The organism is Paracoccus sp. C2R09, assembly GCF_018860625.1.
Lineage (GTDB): Bacteria > Pseudomonadota > Alphaproteobacteria > Rhodobacterales > Rhodobacteraceae > Paracoccus.
Genome location: NZ_JAHKQB010000027.1, coordinates 251,031 through 272,543, shown reverse-complemented (window position 1 = coordinate 272,543; position 21,513 = coordinate 251,031). Strand labels below are relative to the sequence as shown.

Here is a 21,513-nt window from a genome sequence, read left to right as displayed (position 1 = left end):
CTGTCGCTTACGCGATCCCCAGGGCCAGCGCCGACAGGATCAGGACCGCAAGCCCCGCCGTCTGCAGAACCAGAAGCATGATGGCCGAGGCCCCCACATCGGCCAGTCGCGCAAGCGAGGTCTTCATGCCGACCGCGGCCACGGCCGCCACCAGCAGCGCCCGCGACAGCGACGATGCGACATCCGTGACCGGCGCCGGCACCACATGCGCGGAATTCAGCGCGGCAAGAACAAGAAAGCCCAGCACGAAGGCCGGCAGCAGCGGCGGACGCCTGCCCGTGGATTGCGGGTTCGCCCGACGCAGGGCCAGCGCCGCGATCAGCACGACCGGTGCCAGCATGGTGACGCGGATCAGCTTGACGACCGTGGCGATGTCGCCGGTCTCGTCCGATACGGAATATCCGGCCCCGACCACCTGCGCCACGTCATGGATGGTGGCGCCCAGGAACAGACCCGTCAGTTCCTCGTTCAGACCGATGGCGCCCGCCAGGATCGGATAGACGATCATCGCCAGCGTCGACAGCGCGGTGACGGTGATCACGGTGAATGACAGGTCGCGTTCGGCAGTGTCGCGCGGCGGTAGGACGGACGCGATGGCCATGGCCGCCGACGCGCCGCAGATCGCGACCGATCCGCCCGTCAGCAGCCCGAAGGCGCGGTCGCGGCCAAGGCGGGGCACCAGCGCGACCGAGATCAGGATCACCGCCGCGATCGAGACCGCGATCAGCGCGACGAAGCCCCACCCGATATCGCGCACCATGTCGAGCGACACGCGCAGGCCCAGCAGCGCCACGCCCGTGCGCAGCAGCGCCCTGGCCGCAAAATCGATGCCCAGCTTCGTGCGGGTATCCTCGGTCAGGAAATGGAAGGGCATGCCCAGCAGGATCGCCATCAGCATGACCGGGGCGCCGTAATGGTCCGACAGGAATTGCGCGGCCATCGCCAGGATGACGGCCAGCCCGAGGCCGGGCACGAGCGGACGGGCTCGCGCGGTGAAATCTGCGATCATCTGTGCTGTCCCTCGTGAAGGCAGGGCCCCTGCCCCGCGGGCCGGACCTCCTTGTCGGTGAAAGGGGGCCGCGCGGGCCCCCTTCCGGTCGCGATCCTTACTGGATGTCGCGGGCGCGTTCCTCGGTCAGCTCCTGCTCGGCCTCCTCGACCGCGGCGCGGAAGCTGGCCAGGATCTCCTCGCCGCCATCCACGTTGCCGGTGAACCACTCGTAGACGGGCTGCGCGGCCTCCTTGAAGGCGGCCTTCTGCTCGGGCGTCGGCACATAGACCTCGCCGCCCGAGGCCGCGAAGGCCTCGTAGGCCGCAATGGACTTGCGCTTGGGAGATTCGAACGTCGCCTGCTGCAGATGCGAGAAGCCGTCCACGACGATGGTCCGCATCTCCTCGGGCATCTCCTGGAACTTCTGGTTCGACATCCACCACATGGCGCCCATATAGGCGTGACCGTCCAGCGTCAGGTATTTCAGGCCCGCCTCGGGGAACTTCATCGACATGATGTCGGTGATCCCGTTCGCGGTCCCTTCGACCACGTTGGTCTGCAACGAGGTGAACAGCTCGGGCCACGGGATCGGCGTGGGCGACGCGCCGAGCGCACGCACCAGTTCCTGCGGCAGGTCCGACACCACCGTGCGCATCTTCAGGCCCGCGATATCCTCGGGGGTCTCTATCGTGCGTTCGGTATTGGCGAAGTTGCGCCATCCGCCGGTGTTGCCGATCGTCATCAGGCGCAGCGTGTCGCCCGAATCCTCCAGCGCCATGTCGCGCAGCTGGCGCGGGAAATCGCCCGTCAGCACGCGTTCGGCCACGCGGTCATCGGCCATGATGTAGGGCAGATCCAGCACCTGCACATAGGGGAACAGCCCCGATGCACCGTCCGAGGTCGAGATGTAGACGTCGATCGAGCCGTCGGCCACGCCCTGCAGGCATTCGGCCCCGTTCGAGCAGAGCTGGGTGCCCATGTAGATCTCGACCTCGATCGCGCCGTTCGAGGCGGCCTCGACATAGGACTTGAAGACCTGCAGGCCGTCGTAATCCTCGTCGGATTCGTTCGAGTTGGCGACGGCGCGGATCGTATAGTCGGCGGCCATGGCGGGCATTGCGAATGCCGTCATGGCCAGCGTGGCGGCAAGGGTCAGCTTCTTGGTTCCAGGCATGAGTTTCCTCCCTGTCAGGCTCTGGTCGTTCAGTTTGCGAATCCCGTCAGACGCGGGATCGTCATCGAGATTGCCGGGAAATATGTGATCAGGAAAATGACCAGAATTTCAACGGCAAGGAACGGCAGGATCGCACGAGAGATCGTGGTCACCCTCTCGCCCGACACGGCCGAGGCGACGAACAGCACCAGCCCCATTGGCGGTGTCGCCAGCCCCACGGTCAGGTTGACGCACATGATGATGGCGAAATGCACGCTGTCCACCCCCATGCCGGTGAAGACCGGGCCCAGGATCGGCGCCAGGATGATGATCGCCGGCCCGGCATCGAGGAACATGCCCACGATGAACAGCAGCAGGTTGATCAGGAACAGTAGCATCAGCGGATTGTCGGTCAGCGTCAGGATGAACTCGGCCATCATCTGCGGCGTATGGGACAGCGACACGACCGTCTTGAACGACATCGCCGCCCCCACCAGCAGCAGCACCACCGCCGAGGTCAGGCCCGCACGGCCCAGCACGTCGGGCAGTTCCTTCACGCCCATGGTCCGCAGCACGAAGATGCTGATGAACATCGCATAGACGGCGGCAACGGCTGCGGCCTCGGTCGGGGTGAAGACGCCCAGAAGGATGCCGCCCAGAATGATCACCGGCGTCATCAGCGGGAAGAAGGCCTTGAGGCTCGCCTGCCCGCGTTCGCCCCAGCTGTAGCGCTTGGATGCGACGGGGAAATCGTACTTGTCGGCCATCAGCTTGACGACCAGCATCAGGCCCAGGCCCACCAGGGCCCCCGGCACGATGCCTGCCAGGAACAGCGCCGCCACGCTTTCGCCCATGACATAGGCATAGATGATCATGATGCCCGAAGGCGGAATGATCGGACCGATGACCGAGCTTGCGGCCGTGATCGCCGCGGCAAAGCGGCGGGTATAGCCCTGCTTCTCCATCGCGGGGATCAGCATCGACCCGAGCGCCGATGTATCGGCCACCGCCGACCCCGACAGGCCCGCGAACAGCATCGAGGACAGGATGTTCACATGCGCAAGCCCGCCGCGGAAATGCCCCATCAGCGCCTGGGCGAATTCGACCAGCCGCGTGGTGATCCCGCCGCGGTTCATCAGCTCGCCCGCCAGCATGAAGAAGGGGATCGCCATCAGCGGAAAGCTGTCCATCCCGTTATAGAGGTTGCGATAGAGCAGCGTCAGATCACGTTCCTGCCCGTTCATCCACAGCAGAAGACCGGGCGCGGCAAGCATGCCGAAGAAGACCGGCAGGCCGATCAGCAGGAACAGAAGGAAAAGCGGAAGAAACCAGACAAGCATCAATCGACCCCCTGGATGCCGGTCTCGGCGTCGGAATCTGGAAGAAGCGAAACGTCATGCCCCATCAGGGCGGCGATGTTGCGCAGGATAAGCTCGACCGCGACCGAGATCAGCAGCACCAGCCCCACGGGCAGCGATGCCATCATCCAGGACCGCGGAATGCGATACCATTCGCTGAAATCGAGGCTGAGCGGCAGATAGAGCGAGGCGGAGGCGAAGCGACCGCCGAGGCCCGTCATCTCTTTCCAGCCGATCTGAAGTGCCACGACCAGCACGACCAGCGACACCAGCAGCAGGCACAGGTTCAGCACCCGCGCCAGCACGGCGGGCAGCATGGTGGGCAGGATGTCGATGGCCACGAAGCCCCCGCGACGCATCGCGGTGGGCGCCATCAGCCCGGTCATCCACAGCATGCAGAAACGCGCGGCCTCGTCCGGCCATGCAAGGGCGCTGCCCAGCACGTATCGGCAGAAGACCTGCAGGATGGTGACGGCCACCATCACCGCGACCGCGGTGATGCCCACGGCGCGGCCGGCCTTCAGCACGCGCTCGTTGATCCACGACAAGGGCCGGATCACGCCATCGATGCGGATCATGTAAGATCCCCCTCCCATTTTACTTCACAAGGCCCGACCGCTCCTCAACGGCTGGGCGCGGGTCAATCGTCGATGACCCTTGCGACCTTGCCCCCGAAGAAGGCCAGCGGCGCGCCGCTGCGGATCGTCGCCCGCAGGACCTCGCCCAGGACGATCGTGTGATCGCCCGCCTCGTGCAACGCATAGCGACGGCAGTCGAAACGCGCCAGACAGTCGTCCAGCACGGGCACGCCATCGTCATTGGCCTCCAGGACCGCATCGATCATGGCGCGGCGGTCCTTGGCGATCGCCATGGCCAGATCGATCTGGTCGGCGGCCAGGACGTGGATCGCGAAATGCTCGGCGCCCGCGAAATCGTCGTGGCGCGCGCTGGATTTCGCGGGCGACCACATGACCAGCGGCGGCTCCATCGAGATCGAGCTGAAGCTGTTGGCGGTGATCGCGGCGCAGCCCTCGGCGCCGCAGGCCGTGACGACGGTCACGCCCGTCGCAAAACGCCCGAAGGCGTCGCGAAGGTCGCGACCGTTATCGCCAGTCGGAACGAAGCTGCGATGCGTTTGGGTCATGCCACCTCGCGACCCAGTGCGGCCTCGTAGAGGCGGAACCACTCCACGCGGCTCAGATCGACCTTCAGCGCGTCCGAGATGCGCAGAATGCGGTTCAGCGAATTGGTGCCCATCACCGGCAGGATGCGCGCCGGGTGGCGCAGCAGGAAGGCCACGGCCACCGCTGCACGATCCACGCCGTGATCGGCCGCGATCGCGTCCATCACCTGCGCGACGGGGCCGTCGCCGGTCATCAGGCTGCCGCCGCCCAGGGGCGACCATGCCATGACCGCATCGTCGCGGCGCTGGTGGAAGGCCAGATCGCCATCGGTGAAGGGCGAGATCGCCGCAAGCGAGATCTCGATCTGGTTCGTGGCCAGCTTCGTCTCCATCGCGGATTGCAGCAGCTCGACATCCCAGGGGCGGAAGTTCGACACGCCCACGGCACGGACCTTGCCCGATGCGACCAGCGCGTCCAGCGCGGCGCCGGTCTCGCGGTGGTCCATCAGCGGATCGGGGCGGTGGATCAGCAGCAGGTCGACCCGGTCGGTCGCCATGTCGCGCAGCGAGGTCTCGACCGCGCGGTCGATATAGGCCTTCGAGGTGTCGTAATGCTTGCAGGCTGCGTCCGAGTTGCGACCGATCGGCGCGACGATGTCGCATTTCGTCACGATCTCGATCTTGTCGCGCAGGGACGGATCCTCGCGCAGCGCCGCGCCCAGGATCGCCTCGGCGCCGTAATTGCCATAGATGTCGGCCTGGTCCATCGTCGTGATGCCCTGCGCAAGGCAGGCCTCGATCTTGGCCCGGACATGCCTGGTCGAGGTATCGGCATCGTCGCCGATCCGCCACATGCCATAGACCAGTCGCGACAGTTCCAGGTCGTCGTTCAGCTTCGCGCGTTTCATGTTCAGCGCCTTTCACCCGCGCCGAGCGGGGTATTGGGTGTGGTGTCGGGCACGCGGCCCCACACGCGGTTCAGTTGGCAGGTGTTCATCTGCGGCAGCACGCGGCTGCCGAAATGCTCTGCCTCGTCGATATGCGGATATCCCGACAGGATGAAGGCACGGATGCCCATCCTGCGCAATTCCTCCAGCTTTGTCAGCACCTGGTCGGTCGATCCGACGATGGCCGCACCGCAGCCCGAACGCGCCCGGCCCACGCCGGTCCACAGGTTCGGTTCGATATAGCCTTCCAGATCGGCCAGTTCCCGGTTGCGGGCCTGGCGGCTGACGCCGAGCGAGCCCGCGTCCAGCGCGCGTTCGCGGATCAGGCGTCCCTGGTCGTCATCCAGCTTGCTGACCAGTTCGCGCGCGTATTCCTTGGCCTCGGCCTCGGTGTCGCGGACGATCACATGGGCGCGGAAGCCGTAATCCAGCGTGCGGCCGTGCTTTTCCGCCGCGGCATGGGCGGCCTTCATGCGGTCCGCGATATCCTCGGTCTTCTCGGGCCACATCAGGTAGACGTCGCAATGCTGGCCGCACAGGTCCAGCGCATCGGGGCTGTAGCCGCCGAAATACAGCATCGGGCCGTTCGTCTGATAGGGGCGCGCCGGATCGGTGTTCACGTCCGAGAAGTCGTAGACCTCGCCCTTGTAGGTGATGGTGTCCTGGGTCCATGCCTGCTTCAGGATCTCGACCACCTCGCGAGAGCGCTGATAGCGGAAGGGGCTCGGCTCCTTCTGGCCCGGGAAATCGCTGCTGATGATGTTCACCGTCAGGCGACCCTGCAGCATGTGGTCCAGCGTCGCGATGGTGCGGGCCAGCATGATGGGCTGCATCTCGCCGCAGCGGACGGCCGCCAGCATGTTGATGGCGTTCGTGATGGGCGCGCAGCCCGCAACGAAGCTCAGCGTGTCCTGCCCCACCTGGTAGGATGACGGGCACAGGATGTTGCCGAAGCCCTGGGCCTCGGCGGTCTTCACGATGTCCGAGCAATGCGCCCAGGACGACCGCAGGTCGTTCTCGGGCACGCCCAGATGCCGGTAATCGTCCGAGCAGAGCGCCGAGAACCACGCGACCTCGACCGCTTCCAGATCGGCGGATGTGACAGGTACGACGGACATGAACTCCCTCCCGAGTCGCCTTCGAATTCCTCTTTTGTTACCCATGTCCTTGATGTAGATCAATGGTGCATCAATTCGATGGACCAGATTTTGACCGACGCCCCGGAAACCCGCCAGCAGCGCAGCGACGCCTTGCCGATCTACATGCAGATCAGCGAGTTGATGATTCGCGACCTTGCTGCCGGGCGCCTGCTGGACGGGCAGAAACTGCCGCCGGAACGCGAACTTGCCCGCGCCCACGGCACCACGGTCCGGACGCTGCGCAAGGCGCTGACGGTGCTGGAACAGCAGGGCCTGATCGAGCGTCGGCACGGGTCGGGCAATTACGTCCGGGCGGGCGAAAGGGTCGAATCGGTCTATTCGATGTTCCGGCTGGAACATGCGCGGGGCGGCGGCGGGCTGCCCATGGCGCAGGTCCTGTCGGTCGACTGGATGCCCAAGGATGCGGATCAGCCCGAATGGGGCGCATCCGATCACGGCACCCGGTTCAGGCGGCTGCGCTTTCTGGACCGGACCATGATCGCGGTCGAGGAGATCTGGCTGGACGGGGCCGTGGGCCGCATCCAGCGAGAGGCGGTGCAGGATTCCCTGTACCTGACCTACAAGAAGTCGCTGAAGCTGTGGATCACGCGGGCAGAGGACCGCGTGGGAATCGGACGGGTGCCGGACTGGACCCCGCCCGAATTCACGCTGACCCCCGGCACCGTCACCGCCTATGTCGAGCGGTTGTCCTGGGGTCAGACGACCACCGCGGTCGAGTTTTCACGCACCTGGTACGACACCGAAAGGGCGCTGTATGTCCAGCGCCTCATCTGAGGAGGAGAAGATGACAACCGATACGCTTTTCAAGCCGGTTGTACGCACCGTGACCTACGGGATCATCGGATGCGGCATGATGGGACAGGAGCATCTGCGCAACATCGCGCTGCTGCAGGGAACCCGCGTGGGCACGATCTACGAGCCCGACCCCCTGATGCGCGCCGAGGCCGCGCGCATCGCCCCCGAGGCCCGCATGGTGGATTCGCTGGACGAACTGCTGGCGGATGACGATCTGGACTGCCTGCTGATCGCCAGCCCGAACTATCGCCATGTCGAGCAGCTGCAGGCGATCGCCGCCCGCAAGGCCCTGCCCGTCCTGGTCGAGAAGCCGCTGTTCACCGATCCCGAACATGCGCAGGCCGTGGCCGATTTCGCCCGCACCTATCCGGCGCCGGTCTGGGTGGCGATGGAATATCGCTACATGCCCCCCGTCGCGCGCATGCTGGAACAGGCCGAGACCGCGACCGGCGGCATCCGCATGCTGACCATCCGCGAACATCGTTTCCCCTTCCTGCGCAAGGTCGGCGACTGGAACCGGTTCAACCGCTATACCGGCGGCACCTTCGTCGAGAAATGCTGCCACTTCTTCGACCTGATGCGGCTTGCGCTGAAATCCGACCCGGTGCGCGTGATGGCCATGGGCGGCCAGGCGCAGAACCACCAGGACGAGGCCTACGAGGGCCGGGTTCCCGACATCTTCGACCACGGCTATGTCATCGTCGAATTCGCCAGTGGCATGCGCGCCATGCTGGAACTGTGCATGTTCGCCGAAGGCGCCCGCTGGCAGGAGGAGATCAGCGCCGTCGGTCATCGCGGCAAGATCGAGGCCCTGGTCCCCGGACCCGGCCGCTTCTGGCCCGAGCATCTGGGCGCCCCGCCCGTCGCGCAGGTCATCGTGTCCCCGCGCGAACCCAAGGGCCCCGAAGTGACCGAGATCCCCGTCGATCCGACGCTGCTCGAAGCCGGCGATCACAACGGCTCGACCTTCTATCAGCATCAGCGCTTCCTCGAGATGGTGCGCGGCGAACGTGACGCGCCCGAAGTCGGGATCGAGGATGGTCGTTGGGCGGTGCTGATGGGCATGGCGGCGCAGCGCTCGATGATCGAGGGTCGCGCGGTGGATCTGTCGGAATTCGGCGCCTGACCCAAACCGGCGGACAGCTGCCCGTCGCGTACTGGTGATGCGACGGGCGGCGGCTCTCGCGTTATGTCTGCATTCGAAGACCACGAAGGATGGCGACATGACACCGCTGAGAATACTTACCACCGCAGCCCTGCTGACGGCATCGGCCGTCCCCGCCCTGGCCGAGCGCGGCTATGGCAACGATCAAGGCCGCGACCATGATCGCGGTCGTGCCGAACAGCGCGGCCATGACACGGACCGCCGTCATTCCGACGCCTGCCCGCCGGGACTTGCGAAGAAGTCGCCCTCCTGCGTGCCGCCCGGGCAGGCCAAGAAGGAATGGCGCCGGGGCGAGAACCTGCGCATCCAGGATTACCGCCGCATCGACGATCCCCGCCGCTACCGGCTCGAGGCGCGGCCGGGCTGGGAATATTACCGCGACGGCGATCGCGCCTATCGCGTGGATCGGGACACGCGGCGCATCCTCGCGGTGCTGAACCTGATCGAGGCATTCTGAACCACACCCCGCTTCACCGCCCCGACATGGCGCGCCGCACCCGCGGCGCGCCTTTTGTTCATCCGATTCTCGCACATGGGTCGCTTATTGGCTGCCCGGTCGCCCGCAATCACGGCGACGAGATGCTTAGGTGATCAAAATTTGTGAAACAGGGCAACCATTTAGGCGGTTCCGGCGTTCGCCATGTGACAAAACCTGACCGCTTCTCTATCATTCATTCACACTTGCGTATCCGAAGTCGCATTCAAGCGGCCGCGTTCGGGGCGTGTGCGCGCCCCGGACTACTGACAAGTCACACTGGGAGTGCACATGAATCCGATGAAACCCACCCTGGCCGTTCTTGGCCTGATGATGACTGCTCCGGCAGCCTTTGCCCAAGACTGCGGTGATATCACCATCGCCGAGATGAACTGGGCCTCGGCCGGCCTCGCCGCATGGGTGGACAAGATCATCCTCGAGGAAGGTTACGACTGCGACGTGGCCATGGTCACCGGCGATACGGTCCCGACCTTCACTTCGATGAACGAAAAAGGCGAACCCGACATCGCGCCCGAATTGTGGGTGAACGCGGTCAAGGTTCCGCTGGATGCCGCCGTCGAGGAAGGCCGCATCACCGTCGCATCGCAAATCCTGTCGGATGGCGGGGTCGAGGGCTTCTGGATCCCCACCGCCATCGCCGAGGCGAACGACATCACCACGATCGAGGACGCGCTGGCGCATCCCGAACTGTTCCCCGGCGCCGAGGACAGCAGCAAGGGCGCCTTCTTCAACTGCCCTTCCGGCTGGGCATGCCAGATCATCACCGAGAACCAGTTCATCGCGCTCGGCGCCGAGGAAAAGGGCTTCGAGCTGATCGACAGCGGCTCGGCCGCAGGCCTGGACGGCTCGATCGCGCGGGCCTTCAACCGCGAGGAAGGCTGGCTCGGCTACTACTGGGCGCCGACGGCGATCCTGGGTCAGTACGACATGACCAAGCTGGACCTTGGCGTCGAGCATGACAAGGAATCCTGGGACAACTGCACGGTCGTGAACAATTGCCCCGACCCGCAGCTGAACGAATGGCCCAGCTCGGACGTGTTCACCGCGGTGACGACCGAGTTCGCCGAGAACAACCCCGTCACGATGGAATACCTGGGCAAGCGCGCCTGGACCAACGAGACGGTGAACGAACTGCTGGCATGGATGGGTGACAACCAGGCCACCAACGAGGACGGCGCCTACTACTTCCTCGAGAACTATGCCGATATCTGGAAGGCCTGGCTTTCGGAAGACGTGGCCGCACAGGTCGAAGACGCCCTGTGATCGGATGTGCGAAGGGCGGGCGCGTCATGGCGCGCCCGCCCGTCACGGCCTTTCCCTCCCCCTGAGGAAGAAGAAGAAAAATGGACCTCATCGAATTTCCTGCCATGGGCCGGAGCGACCTGCGCGAGCTGCGCATCGCCATCGACGGCGCCTTCCGCGAATTCACGCGCGCCTATGGCGAGACCCTCGAAAACATCTTCCATCCCATCCAGATCCTGCTGGTCTTCATCGAGAACCTGCTGATCGACAGCCCGTGGATCCTGGTCCTCGCCGCGCTGGCCGGGCTGGTCTGGGCACTGGGCCGCAGCCTCAAGATCGTCGCGGGCACCGTGCTTGCGCTGCTGGCCATCGGTTATTTCGGCATGTGGGAAGACACGATGCGCACCATCGCGATGGTCGCCGTCTGCACCCTGATCGCCGTCGTGATCGGCATCCCCACGGGCATCCTGATGGCGCGGTCCGATCGCTCGAACGCGACGATCACGCCCATCCTCGACATGATGCAGACGATGCCCAGCTTCGTCTATCTGATCCCGGTCGTCATGATCTTCGGCCTGGGCAAGGTGCCCGGCGTGATCGCGGTCGTCATCTATGCCGTGCCCCCCATCATCCGCCTCACCAATCTCGGCATCCGCCAGGTTCCGGCCGACGTGCTGGAAGCGGCCGAGGCCTTTGGTTCCAGCGCGCGCCAGAAGCTGATGGACGTGCAGTTGCCGCTGGCGCTGCCGACCATCATGGCGGGCGTCAACCAGACCATCATGATGAGCCTTGCAATGGTCGTCGTCGCCTCGATGATCGGCGTGCGCGGCCTGGGCCAGCCGGTCCTGCAGGCGATCAACAACCAATATTTCACCCTGGGCGTGATGAACGGTCTGGCCATCGTCGCTATCGCCATCATCTTCGACCGTGCGACGCAGGCCTATGGCAAGCGGCTGCAGAAGCACCTGGAGGCCGTTCATGGCTGAGGCGATTCACGACATCGAGATCCGCAACCTCTACAAGATCTTCGGTCCGAACGCCGCGGCCTATGTCGACAGCGTGAAGAACGGGATGACCAAGGAAGAGCTGAAGGCCAAGCACAACCACGTGCTGGGGCTGGACGACATCAACCTGACCATCCCCGCGGGCAAGATCCAGGTCGTGATGGGCCTGTCGGGTTCGGGGAAATCCACCCTGATCCGGCACATCAACCGCCTGATCGATCCCACCGCGGGCGAGCTGCTGTTCGAGGGCAAGGACGTTGTCAAGATGTCCGAGTCCGAGCTGCGCGAGTTCCGCCGCCAGAAGACCGGCATGGTGTTCCAGAAATTCGCGCTGTTCCCGCACCGGACCGTGCTGGAGAATACCACCTACGGCCTGTCGATCCGGGGCGTGTCGCGCCGCGAGGCGGATGAACGCGCCCGTCGCTGGATCAGCCGCGTGGGCCTTGACGGGTTCGAGGAAAGCTATCCCAACCAGCTGTCGGGCGGGATGCAGCAGCGCGTGGGCCTGGCCCGCGCCCTGACCAACGACGCCGAGATCCTGTTGATGGACGAGGCGTTCTCGGCGCTGGACCCGCTGATCCGGACCGACATGCAATCGGTGCTTCTGGACCTGCAGTCGGAACTGAAGAAGACCATCGTCTTCATCACCCACGACCTGGACGAGGCGCTGCGCCTGGGCGAACGCATCGCCATCCTGCGCGACGGCAGGATCATCCAGCAGGGCACCGGCGAACAGATCGTCCTGCGCCCCAAGGACGACTATATCGCCAGCTTCGTGCGCGACGTGCGCCGTGGGCATGTCATCACGGTGCGCACGATCATGCGCAAGGGCGCGCAGGCGGAATCGCCGGTGACCCTGCCCGCCACGACCCTGCTCGAGGAAGCGGCCCGCGCCATGACCAATGCCGAGGTGTCGCGCGCCAATATCGTCAATCGCGACGGGCAGCATATCGGCATGATCACCCTGTCGAAATGCGTGGCCGAGATGATCGCGCCCGACGATACCGAAGAAGTCGACCCGGAAACCGAGGTCGCCTGAAAATGTCGAAGGGCGCGGGATCACCGCGCCCTTCTTCGTTCCGCCTGTTCGAGATCGTCAGTCCTTCAGCTCGACGATGGCCTCCACCTCGACCAGGGCATTGGCCGGCAGCGACGACACGTTGACCGCCGTCCGGGCATGCTGGCCCGCATCCCCCCACAGATCGATGAACAGCTGCGATGCCCCGTTCACGATGAACGGCCCGTCGCCATAGCCTGCGGGCGCCGAGACGAAGCCCCCCACGCGCACCACCTGCGACACGCGCGACAGCGAACCCGCGACCTCCTTGATCGACCACAGCAGGTTCAGCGCGCACATGCGCGCCGCCGTCTGCCCCTCGGCGATGTCCGAGCCCCAGCCGACAGGTCCGAAGTACAGCGGCTCACCTTCCCATTCGCAGATCTGCCCCGACAGATAGAGCAGCTTGCCGCTGATCTTGCCGGGCAGGAACAGGGCCCGTGCAGGTGCGGTCGTGGGCAGCGCCAGGCCCATCTCGTGCAGTTTCGCTTCGATCGGACAATCGGTCATGCATCAACCCTCCCCTCGGTTTCGTGCATCCGGCAGGCCAACGCGACCAGCGAACGGTCGGATCCGCGCGGACCGATCAGCGACAACCCGAAGGGTGCGCCCTCGATCCGGCCCGCGGGAAAGACCACCTGCGGCAGTCCCGCCATGCCGGCAAGGCACAGCACGCGCTGCGCCTCATGGCGGTAAGTGTCGAATACCTGTTCAGGGGCGTCCAGCCGGAAGGGGATGTCATGCGTGGCGGGTGCGATCATGACGCCGTCCTGCCCCAGGATGCCCGCCAGATGAGCAGCGAAGGCGGCACGCCCCGCGCGGGCGGTGGCCATCTGCGCCGCGGTCATCGCCTCGGCCCCGGCGGCGCGTCCGTCGATGCCGCGGACCAGCGGCATTCCCGATGACCGGATATAGGGCAGGATCGCCTCCTTGCAGTCGGCCATCATCGCCCCAAGGAAGGTCTCGTAGGCCGCCTGCACGCCATCAGGATAGGCCGCGATCGCCTGTGGATCGAAGTGTCCCGCGAACGCGTCAAGGATCGCGCGGGCCGGGGGTGACAGCTCGTCCGCCATGTCGGTCGGGAACAGATGGCGGGGCGCCCTTATCGGGGCGGTGTCGGCATCCGTCAGCGCATTGACCGCGCGCATCAGCGTCGCACCGTCGCGGGCGAAGACGCCGCAGGTGTCGAAGCTGGGCGCAAGATCCATCGCCCCCGCCAGCGACACGCGGCCATGGGTCGGACGCAGCCCCCAGATGCCGCAGAAGCTGGCCGGGGCGCGAACCGATCCGCCGGTATCCGAACCGATGGCGATATCGGCAAGCCCCGCCGCGACGGCTACCGCCGACCCGGACGAGGAACCGCCCGGGATCCTGTCGGGTGCGGCAGGGTTCACCGGCGTGCCGAAATGGGCATTCATCCCGTACATGGACCAGGCCAGCTCATCCGTATGGGTCTTGCCGACGAAACGCGCGCCCGCATCCAGCAACCGCTGGACCGATGGCGCCGTGGCATCCGCCATCGGGCTGGCCGCCAGCCGCGTGGGGCAGCCGCATCCTGTCCGGTATCCGGCAAGGTCGAAGATGTCCTTGACCGCAAGGGTCAGCCCGGCCAGCGGACCGTCGGGCGCATTCGGCACCGCGACGGGGGGATAGGGCATGAAGGCGCGGTATGGGTCGTTCTGCAACAGCATTCCTTACTCCGCCGCTATGGTTTCGCCGGCGCGCAGGCAGGCGACGCGCCGCCGCGGTCCGGGCGTCCTGACGGGCGGCAGCTCGGCCCGGCAGGCGGGCAGCGCCAGCGGACAGCGCGGCGCGAACGAACAGGCATCGGGACGCGTCTCCAACGATGGCGGCGCGCCGGGGATCGCATCCAGCCGCGTGCCCTTGGCCACGTCGTGAAGGTTCGCGGCCAGCAGCCCCTGGGTATAGGGATGCTGGGGGTCGGCGATGACCTCGCGGGTCGTGCCTTCTTCGATGATCTGGCCCGCATACATGACCGCGATCCGTTCGGATATCTCGACCGCGACGCCGATGTCATGGGTCACGAAGATCACGGCCATCCCGAATTCGCGCTGCAATTCGCGCAGCAGCAGCAGGATCTGGATCTGCACGGTCGCATCCAGCGCGGTGGTGGGCTCGTCCGCCAGCAGCAGCCGGGGGCGGCAGGCCAGTGCCAGCGCGATCATCACGCGCTGACGCATCCCGCCCGACAATTCGTGGGGATAGTTCTTCAGCCGCCGTTCGGGCGACGGGATGCGCACCCGGGTCAGCATGTCCAGCGCGGTGGCCATGGCCTCGGACTTGGACACGCCCTTGTGGCGCATCACCGCTTCGGCGATCTGATCGCCCACGGTATAGACCGGGTCCAGCGCCAGCGCGGGTTCCTGGAACACCATGGACACGTCGCCCCCGCGATAGGACCGCAGCCGCTTGCCCGACAGGGTCATGATGTCGGTCCCGTCGAAGGAGATGCTGCCGTCCAGCCCCGTCCGCTTTTCGGGCAGCAGGCGCAGCAGGGTCTTCAGCGTGACGCTCTTGCCCGAACCGCTCTCGCCCAGAAGGGCCAGGGTTTCGCCGGGCATCAGCTTCAGCGACAGGTCGTTGATCGCGTGGACGGTGCGCTTGCCCTTGAAGCGGACGTTCAGGTTGTCGATCTGCAGGATCGGATCGCTCATGCGGGGGCCTCCTCGACGGCCTTCGGGTGCCCCGAGGCGGGGTCGTGCAGGTGACAGGCCACCCAATGCGGCGATCCCTGCGCCATCCGGCCCAGGACCGGATGCTTGCGCTTGCAGACCTCCGAGGCCATCGGGCAGCGGGTGTGGAAACGACAGCCCGAAGGCGGGTCGATCGGGTTCGGCGGATCGCCCGACAGGGGCGGCTTGGTCGTGCGGTTGTCGGGATCCATCGACGGCATCGCCGAGAACAGCGACCGCGTATAGGGATGGGCCGGCGTTTCCCAGATGTTGTCCACGGGCGCGACCTCGACCACTTCGCCCAGATACATCACGAGGATCCGGTCCGAGATGTAGCGCACGACGTTCAGGTCGTGGCTGATGAAGATGTAGGTCAGCCCGAATTCCTCGCGCAGATCGGCCAGCAGGTTCAGGACCTGCGCCTCGACCGACTTGTCCAGCGCGCTGACGGCCTCGTCCAGGACGACGACCTTGGGCGACATGGCCAGCGCGCGGGCGATGTTGACCCGCTGGCGCTGACCGCCCGACAATTCGTGGGGATAGCGTCCGCCGAAGCGGTCGGGGTCCAGCCCCACACGCGCCATCAGGCGATGCGCCCGCCCCTGCGGATCGTCCAGCCCCTGCACGCGCGCCCCGAAGGCCACGCTGTCGGCGATGGTCATGCGCGGGTTCAGGGACGCATAGCTGTCCTGAAACACCATCTGGATGTCGCGGCGCAGGGCCTTCAGCGACAGGTCCGGGCCCAGGCGCTGCCCGTCCAGCACGATGTCGCCATCGTCCATCTGGGTCAGGCCGATCAGCAGCTTGGCGGTCGTGGACTTGCCGCAGCCGGATTCGCCGACGATGCCCAGGGTCTCGCCCGCGGCGACCTCGAAGCTGACGCCGTCGACGGCCTGCACCACGGCCTGCTGACGCCCCAGGATGCCGCCACGGATCGGAAAGTGCTTCTTGAGTTCCCGCACGCTCAGCAGCGGGGCCTTGGTTCGGGTCGGCATGTCAGTCGCGGACATTCATTGCACTCCTCAGGCCGTCGCTCAGCAGGTTGAGGCAGAGCGAGGTGGCGAAGATCATCACACCGGGCAGCGCCGCCAGCCACGGATCGACATAGATTGCGGCCCGCAGCGTGTTCAGCATCAGGCCCCATTCGGGTTCGGGCGGACGCACGCCGATGCCCAGGAAGGACAGCCCCGCCGCCAGGATCATGCAGACCGAGGTCAGCGAGGTCGCATAGACGAAGATCGGCGACAGCACGTTGCCGATGACATGGACGCGGATCACCGTCAGCGCCCCTGCCCCCGAAGCCCGCGCTGCGTCGATGTAATCGAGGCTGCGCACCCCCGAGGTCACGGCCTCGGCAACGCGGGTCACGGGCGGGATGAAGACGATGGTCAGCGACACGAGGCTGTTCGTGATCCCCGCCCCAAGCGCCCCGGAAATGGCGATTGCCAGCAGGACCGAGGGGAAGGCGAAGAACACGTCCACCACCCGCATGATGATGGTGTTGGTCATCCCGCCGACATAGCCCGCGGCAATGCCCAGTGCGCTGCCGATGAAGAAGGCGAAGACCACCGGCATCAGGCCGATGAACAGCGTCAGCCTGCCGCCATAGATCAGACGGGCCAGCATGTCGCGGCCCTGTTCGTCGGTCCCTAGGATGTGCCCCTCGGTGCCGATGGGTTTCAGGCGGGCGATCATCGACCCGCGATAGGGGTCGGCAAGGCCCAGCCAGGGGGCGAAGACCGCCGACAGGATCAGCAGCGCGATCACGATCAGGCAGGCCATCGCCACCTTGTCGCCTGCCAGCCTGCGAATGACGCCCGACCAGTAGCCCTGCGGCTTGGGCGCCGCTTCGGCTTGCGGATGCAGTTCCGCTTCGACCTGCGCCATGGCTCAGCTCCTCTTGATGCGGGGGTCGATGGCGGCCTGCGCCACGTCGACGATCAGGTTCATGGCCACGAAGAACATCGCGAGGATGAGGATCGTGCCCTGCAGCAGCGGAAGGTCGCGCTGGAAGATCGCGTTCGACAGAAGGAAGCCCGATCCGGGCCAGTTGAAGACGGTCTCGATCAGGATCGACCCGCCCAGCAGATAGCCCAGCTGAAGCCCCATGACCGACAGCGCGGTGGCCGCGGCGTTGCGCGCGACATGGCGCAGCACGTCGCCCCTGCTCATGCCCTTGGCATAGAGCGCCTGGACGAAATCCATCGACAGGATGTCGCCCGCCAGTGCGCGCACGGTGCGGGCGACGATGCCGATGGGCACCACGGCCAGCGTCACGGCGGGCAGGATCAGGTGGCGGATATGCGTCCAGTCCCAGTGCCAGTCCTGCGACCCGCCCGGCCCCGCGCCCATCGACGGCAGCCAGCCCAGGTTGACCGAGAAGATGATGACCAGGACGATCCCCAGCCAGTAGTTCGGGACCGACACCCCGGCGATCGAGATGGCCGTGACCGCGCGATCCATGATCGTGTCGCGGAAGTAGCCGGCCAGGAAGCCCAGGAAGGTGCCGATGGGAAATGCGATGATCGCGGCCGAGAAGGCCAGCAGGAGCGAATTGCCGACCGCGCCGAAGACCTCGCCCGCGACGGGGCGGCCGGTGGCGATGGAACGGCCCATGTCACCCTGCAGCAGATTGGCGATCCAGATGAGGTATTGCACGGGGACGGGCTTGTCCAAACCGTAGGCTGCGCGCATCGCGGCCTGTTGTTCTGCGGTGGCATCCACCGGCATGATCGCGGTCAACGGATCGCCCGGAGCGATCTGGACCAGCATGAAACACACCACCGAGACGCCGAAGGCGACCGGCAGCACGAGGATGAGGCGTCTTAGGAAATAGCTGAGCACTTGTGCGTTCCTGGCTGAGGGCGGCACCCCGCAAGGGGCGCCGCCGGTTTCAGCTCACTCCTCGATCGTGATCGACGAGAAGTCCTGGTACCAGTTCTGGGCCTGGACGAAGCCCTTGACCTTGGGTGCCATGGCGCGCGGCGCGACATCGTGGGTCACCATCAGGAACAGCGCGTCGTTCACGTATTTCTCGTGAGTGCGCTGCAGCACCTTCACCTGCTCCTCGGGGTCGAAGGTCGTCTTGATCTCCTCGAACAGGGCCTGCATCTCGTCGTCGCAGTAATGGCCCCAGTTGGTGCCGTTCGGTGCGATCAGGTTGCAGTCCAGGTGACGGATCAGACCGGTGAACGGATCCTGGATGAAATAGGTGAAGTTGATCGACTGCGACCCTTCGACCGAAGGATCCTCGGCGCCGGCGCGCCACAGGTTGATCATCTGGTTCCATTCCACGACCATGAACTCGACATCGATCCATGCCTCGGCCAGCGATTGCTGGATGTATTCGTTCATCGGCAGCGGCAGCATCTGACCCGACCCCGAAGGAGAGATTAGCGCCTTGACCGACAGGCGGTTGTCGGGGCCGTAACCCGCCTCGGTCATCAGGGCCTGCGCGGCCTCCAGATCGTAGGTCGGCTTGAAGTCAGGCTCGCCGAACCATGCCGAGCCCGGCGGCAGGAAGCCCTCGGCCGGGATCATCAGCCCGCCCAGAAGCGCGCCCATGCCTTCACGGTCGATGGCAAGGTTCGCGGCCTTGCGGACGCGGATGTCGTTCCAGGGGGAACCCTCAAGGCGCGACAGGTGCCAGGTCCAGTTGTGCGGATAGGCGTTCGACGAGATGACGAAGCCGTTCGATTCCATCGCCGGGATGGTGTCGGGCGCGGGGGCCTCGATCCAGTCCACCTGGCCCGACAGCAGCGCCGCAGAGCGCGCGTTCGGTTCGGGCAGCGGGATCAGGACGATCTTGTCCAGTTCCGGCACGCGCTCGGCATCCCAGTAATCGGGGTTCGGGACCAGCTCGGCGCGCTCGCGCGGCACGAAGGCCTCCAGCTTCCACGGACCCGTGCCCGAGGGGCTGGCCGCGACCTTTTCCCAGTCCTTGTCCATCGCCTCCCAGTTGGCGCGGGACGAGATCATGATCCAGGCCAGCTGATAGGGCAGCGTGGCATCGGGTTCCTTGGTCACGATCTCCAGCGTGTGATCGTCCACGGCGGTATAGCTGGCGATGGCCGGGATGCGCGACTTGCCCTGCGCGGATTGGCGCGGGTCGTATTGTTCGGAATTCTCGTCCAGCAGCTTGTCGATGTTCCAGACGACGTCCTCGGCGGTGAAGTCGCTGCCGTCGTGGAACTTGACGCCCTCGCGCAGCTTCAGGGTCCACTTGGTCGTGTCCTCGGGATCGACCGACCATTCCGTCGCAAGGCCCGGCACCAGCTCCGAGGGCTTGTCCGCGCTGGACAGGTCCCAGTTGATCAGCGCGTCATAGACGGTATAGCCCATGAAGCGCATCCCCTCGCCGCCCTGGTCGGTCTGACCGGTGGTCAGCGGGATGTCTGCGGCAGTCATGCCGATGCGGAGCGTACCCTCGGCCATCGCGCCGTGGGCGCCCATGAAGGCCACCGACAGCGCCAGTGCGGAAAGCGTCTTACGGAAGTTCAGCAACGTGGATCTCCTTGTTTCGGACCTTCCCGGCCCGGCATGGGTTCCACGGCATGTTTCCCGGCAGCGCCGCCCGGCGCATCCTCAAGCGCCACGAAACAGGGCAGGTTTTCCGGAATGCGCGATCTGCAAGCAAACTGTATACAGTTTGCCCCGCATTGCCGCAGGCTCAGTGCGGCCGGGCGTCGATTTGTGCCTGCATATCAATGGCCGCGGCGGTGACCGGGTCGATCAGGGGCACCCCTTCGCCGATCATCCGGCCAAGCCCCGCCAGCGGCCCGCCCCCGATGCAGACGGCCTGTGCACCCGCGTCCATCGCCATGCGCACCGCGCGGGCCAGCGTCGCGACCAGCCGGTCCGGATCGGACATCAGCGCCAGCGGATCGGCGTCGCCCGCCACGAAGGTTCCCACGAAGCGGTCACCATGGCCCAGGGCCGCCGCGCGCGCGTCGATGGCCGCGGCCAGATCGGGCGTCGTGGTGGCGACCCCGAAACGTCCGTGGCGGGCAGCCGCGACAAAGCTTGCCTTCGCAAGACCCGTCACCGGCACCGTCAGCCGCGATGCCAGCGCATCCGCCCCCGGATCGCCGTATGCCGACACGATCACCCCGTCGATCCCCGTCAGGCGCGCGCCGATCTCCTCGACCTCGGCCGCGGCGGCCTTCAGGTGGTGGGCGGTCACGATCATCCGCGGCGACCGGGTGGCGGTATGCCCCTTGATCAGCAGGCCCGGCACGGCGGTTCGTGCCAGCGCGACCATGCGCAGCGTCGTGTCAGGGTTCGAGTTCGGATTGATCAGCGCGACCTTCGGCATCTTCGCGTTCCTCTGTTGCGTGATCCTTCCAAGACCCCGCGGGCGCAGGCATGGCAAGCCCGCAGACGGCCCCCGCGCATGCGGCAATGCGGCATCGCCATCGATTCCGGCAGCCACCGGAAGTTTCTCCCCCCTGCCCGCCGGATGGGCAGCATGCGAAAAACAACATCCCCCCAAGCGACGCTTCGCGCGAACGTGCGTTCTGCGGGTGGAACGCGAAGGCCAAGCCTTTCCTTTTCTTCCCGCGCCCCCGTTGCGCAGGCGCAGCACGATCCGATCTATAGCGCAGCAAGAAGATTTCCGTCGTGCATGGCGCACGGCAGACAGACAGCAGACAGGTCAAGAAGGAACCGCAACATGGCACTTCGTCTGAACGACACCATCCCGAACCTTACCGTCGCCACCGACCAGGGAACCTTCGCCCTTCACGACTGGATCGGCGACAGCTGGGCCATCCTGTTCAGCCACCCCAAGGACTTCACCCCCGTCTGCACGACCGAGTTCAGCGCCGTCGCCCGTCTGGCCGACGAATGGGACAAGCGCGGCACCAAGGTGATCGGCGTTTCCGTCGACGGCGTCGAGGACCACAAGAAGTGGAAGGGCGACATCGAGAGCTATGGCGGCGCGAATGCCGGCTTCCCGATCATCGCCGACGAGGGGCTGGAAGTGTCGAAGGCCTTCGACATGCTGCCCGCCGAGGCCTATCTGCCCGATGGCCGCACCCCGGCCGACAGCGCGACCGTGCGTTCGGTCTTCATCATCGGCCCGGACAAGAAGCTGAAGTTGTCCATGACCTATCCGATGACGGTCGGCCGCAACTTCGCGGAAATCGTGCGCGCGCTGGACGGGCTGCAGACCTCGACCAGCCAGGGCGTGGCCACCCCTGCCGATTGGCAGCTGGGTCAGGATGTCATCATCCCGGCATCCGTCAGCGACGAGGACGCGACCGCCAGGTTCGGCCAGTTCGACAAGGTCCTTCCCTATCTGCGCAAGGCCAAGCTGCCTGCGTGATCCC

22 protein-coding genes are annotated in these 21,513 nt (G+C 65.9%); 7 read left to right on the top strand and 15 right to left on the bottom strand.

Going from position 1 to position 21,513, the window contains the following annotated elements:
- Positions 1-7: 7 nt before the first annotated feature.
- The 7 genes from KO490_RS11665 to KO490_RS11635 form a co-directional block, all read right to left on the bottom strand.
- Positions 8-1,009, bottom strand: coding sequence for a YeiH family protein (locus tag KO490_RS11665; RefSeq protein WP_216019574.1), 1,002 nt, complete (start codon positions 1,007-1,009; stop codon positions 8-10).
- Between the two features lie 97 nt (positions 1,010-1,106).
- Positions 1,107-2,165 (bottom strand): TRAP transporter substrate-binding protein DctP, encoded by a 1,059-nt coding sequence (gene dctP / locus KO490_RS11660; protein WP_216019573.1) that lies wholly within the window; start codon positions 2,163-2,165, stop codon positions 1,107-1,109.
- Between the two features lie 29 nt (positions 2,166-2,194).
- Entirely contained in the window at positions 2,195-3,484 is a 1,290-nt protein-coding gene (locus KO490_RS11655) for a TRAP transporter large permease (RefSeq protein WP_216019572.1), read from the bottom strand.
- Positions 3,484-4,080: a TRAP transporter small permease gene (locus KO490_RS11650; RefSeq protein WP_216019571.1), complete on the bottom strand. Its 597-nt coding sequence runs from the start codon at positions 4,078-4,080 to the stop codon at positions 3,484-3,486. The genes KO490_RS11655 and KO490_RS11650 overlap by 1 nt, the downstream gene beginning before the upstream one ends.
- A 62-nt stretch (positions 4,081-4,142) precedes the next feature.
- The gene (locus tag KO490_RS11645; protein WP_216019570.1) at positions 4,143-4,646 is read right to left on the bottom strand and encodes a flavin reductase family protein; all 504 of its coding nucleotides are present in this window, start codon (positions 4,644-4,646) and stop codon (positions 4,143-4,145) included.
- Positions 4,643-5,533, bottom strand: coding sequence for an aldo/keto reductase family oxidoreductase (locus KO490_RS11640; protein WP_216019569.1), 891 nt, complete (start codon positions 5,531-5,533; stop codon positions 4,643-4,645). The genes KO490_RS11645 and KO490_RS11640 overlap by 4 nt, the downstream gene beginning before the upstream one ends.
- A gap of 2 nt (positions 5,534-5,535) precedes the next feature.
- The gene (locus tag KO490_RS11635; protein ID WP_216019568.1) at positions 5,536-6,690 is read right to left on the bottom strand and encodes an LLM class flavin-dependent oxidoreductase; all 1,155 of its coding nucleotides are present in this window, start codon (positions 6,688-6,690) and stop codon (positions 5,536-5,538) included.
- Positions 6,691-6,834: 144 nt separating this feature from the next.
- Here KO490_RS11635 and KO490_RS11630 point away from each other — a divergent pair, with 144 nt between their 5' ends.
- The 6 genes from KO490_RS11630 (at position 6,835) to KO490_RS11605 (ending at position 12,473) form a co-directional block, all read left to right on the top strand.
- Complete coding sequence (locus KO490_RS11630) at positions 6,835-7,506, top strand: GntR family transcriptional regulator (protein WP_371822309.1); 672 nt, start codon at positions 6,835-6,837, stop codon at positions 7,504-7,506.
- A 10-nt stretch (positions 7,507-7,516) separates the two neighbouring features.
- Positions 7,517-8,653 (top strand): Gfo/Idh/MocA family protein, encoded by a 1,137-nt coding sequence (locus KO490_RS11625; RefSeq protein ID WP_216019566.1) that lies wholly within the window; start codon positions 7,517-7,519, stop codon positions 8,651-8,653.
- 97 nt (positions 8,654-8,750) lie between these two features.
- Positions 8,751-9,149: a hypothetical protein gene (locus KO490_RS11620; protein ID WP_216019565.1), complete on the top strand. Its 399-nt coding sequence runs from the start codon at positions 8,751-8,753 to the stop codon at positions 9,147-9,149.
- Between the two features lie 318 nt (positions 9,150-9,467).
- Positions 9,468-10,451 carry an ABC transporter substrate-binding protein gene (locus KO490_RS11615; RefSeq protein WP_216019564.1) on the top strand — a complete coding sequence of 328 codons (984 nt, stop codon included), beginning with the start codon at positions 9,468-9,470 and terminating at the stop codon, positions 10,449-10,451.
- A gap of 80 nt (positions 10,452-10,531) precedes the next feature.
- Positions 10,532-11,416: a proline/glycine betaine ABC transporter permease gene (locus tag KO490_RS11610; RefSeq protein ID WP_216019563.1), complete on the top strand. Its 885-nt coding sequence runs from the start codon at positions 10,532-10,534 to the stop codon at positions 11,414-11,416.
- Positions 11,409-12,473, top strand: coding sequence for a glycine betaine/L-proline ABC transporter ATP-binding protein (locus tag KO490_RS11605; RefSeq protein WP_216019562.1), 1,065 nt, complete (start codon positions 11,409-11,411; stop codon positions 12,471-12,473). Before KO490_RS11610 ends, KO490_RS11605 begins: the two co-directional genes overlap by 8 nt.
- A gap of 57 nt (positions 12,474-12,530) precedes the next feature.
- On the opposite strand, the gene KO490_RS11600 is transcribed toward KO490_RS11605, so the two are convergent.
- The 8 genes from KO490_RS11600 to KO490_RS11565 form a co-directional block, all read right to left on the bottom strand.
- Positions 12,531-13,001, bottom strand: a complete 471-nt coding sequence (locus KO490_RS11600) for a RidA family protein (RefSeq protein WP_216019561.1) — start codon at positions 12,999-13,001, stop codon at positions 12,531-12,533.
- Positions 12,998-14,182 (bottom strand): amidase, encoded by a 1,185-nt coding sequence (locus tag KO490_RS11595; RefSeq protein WP_216019560.1) that lies wholly within the window; start codon positions 14,180-14,182, stop codon positions 12,998-13,000. The genes KO490_RS11600 and KO490_RS11595 overlap by 4 nt, the downstream gene beginning before the upstream one ends.
- Before the next feature lie 3 nt (positions 14,183-14,185).
- On the bottom strand, positions 14,186-15,166 hold the full coding sequence (locus KO490_RS11590) for an ABC transporter ATP-binding protein (RefSeq protein ID WP_216019559.1): 981 nt from the start codon (positions 15,164-15,166) through the stop codon (positions 14,186-14,188).
- Positions 15,163-16,194 (bottom strand): ABC transporter ATP-binding protein, encoded by a 1,032-nt coding sequence (locus tag KO490_RS11585; RefSeq protein ID WP_216019558.1) that lies wholly within the window; start codon positions 16,192-16,194, stop codon positions 15,163-15,165. Before KO490_RS11585 ends, KO490_RS11590 begins: the two co-directional genes overlap by 4 nt.
- Positions 16,181-17,071, bottom strand: a complete 891-nt coding sequence (locus KO490_RS11580) for an ABC transporter permease (protein ID WP_216019557.1) — start codon at positions 17,069-17,071, stop codon at positions 16,181-16,183. Before KO490_RS11580 ends, KO490_RS11585 begins: the two co-directional genes overlap by 14 nt.
- Positions 17,072-17,074: 3 nt before the next feature.
- Positions 17,075-18,028, bottom strand: a complete 954-nt coding sequence (locus KO490_RS11575; RefSeq protein WP_216019556.1) for an ABC transporter permease — start codon at positions 18,026-18,028, stop codon at positions 17,075-17,077.
- 54 nt (positions 18,029-18,082) lie between these two features.
- Positions 18,083-19,687 carry an ABC transporter substrate-binding protein gene (locus KO490_RS11570; RefSeq protein WP_252727142.1) on the bottom strand — a complete coding sequence of 535 codons (1,605 nt, stop codon included), beginning with the start codon at positions 19,685-19,687 and terminating at the stop codon, positions 18,083-18,085.
- A 166-nt stretch (positions 19,688-19,853) separates the two neighbouring features.
- Positions 19,854-20,498, bottom strand: a complete 645-nt coding sequence (locus KO490_RS11565; RefSeq protein WP_216019555.1) for an aspartate/glutamate racemase family protein — start codon at positions 20,496-20,498, stop codon at positions 19,854-19,856.
- Between the two features lie 357 nt (positions 20,499-20,855).
- Here KO490_RS11565 and KO490_RS11560 point away from each other — a divergent pair, with 357 nt between their 5' ends.
- A complete protein-coding gene (locus KO490_RS11560) occupies positions 20,856-21,509 on the top strand; it encodes a peroxiredoxin (protein WP_216019554.1) in 654 nt (217 codons plus the stop codon).
- Positions 21,510-21,513: the final 4 nt, after the last annotated feature.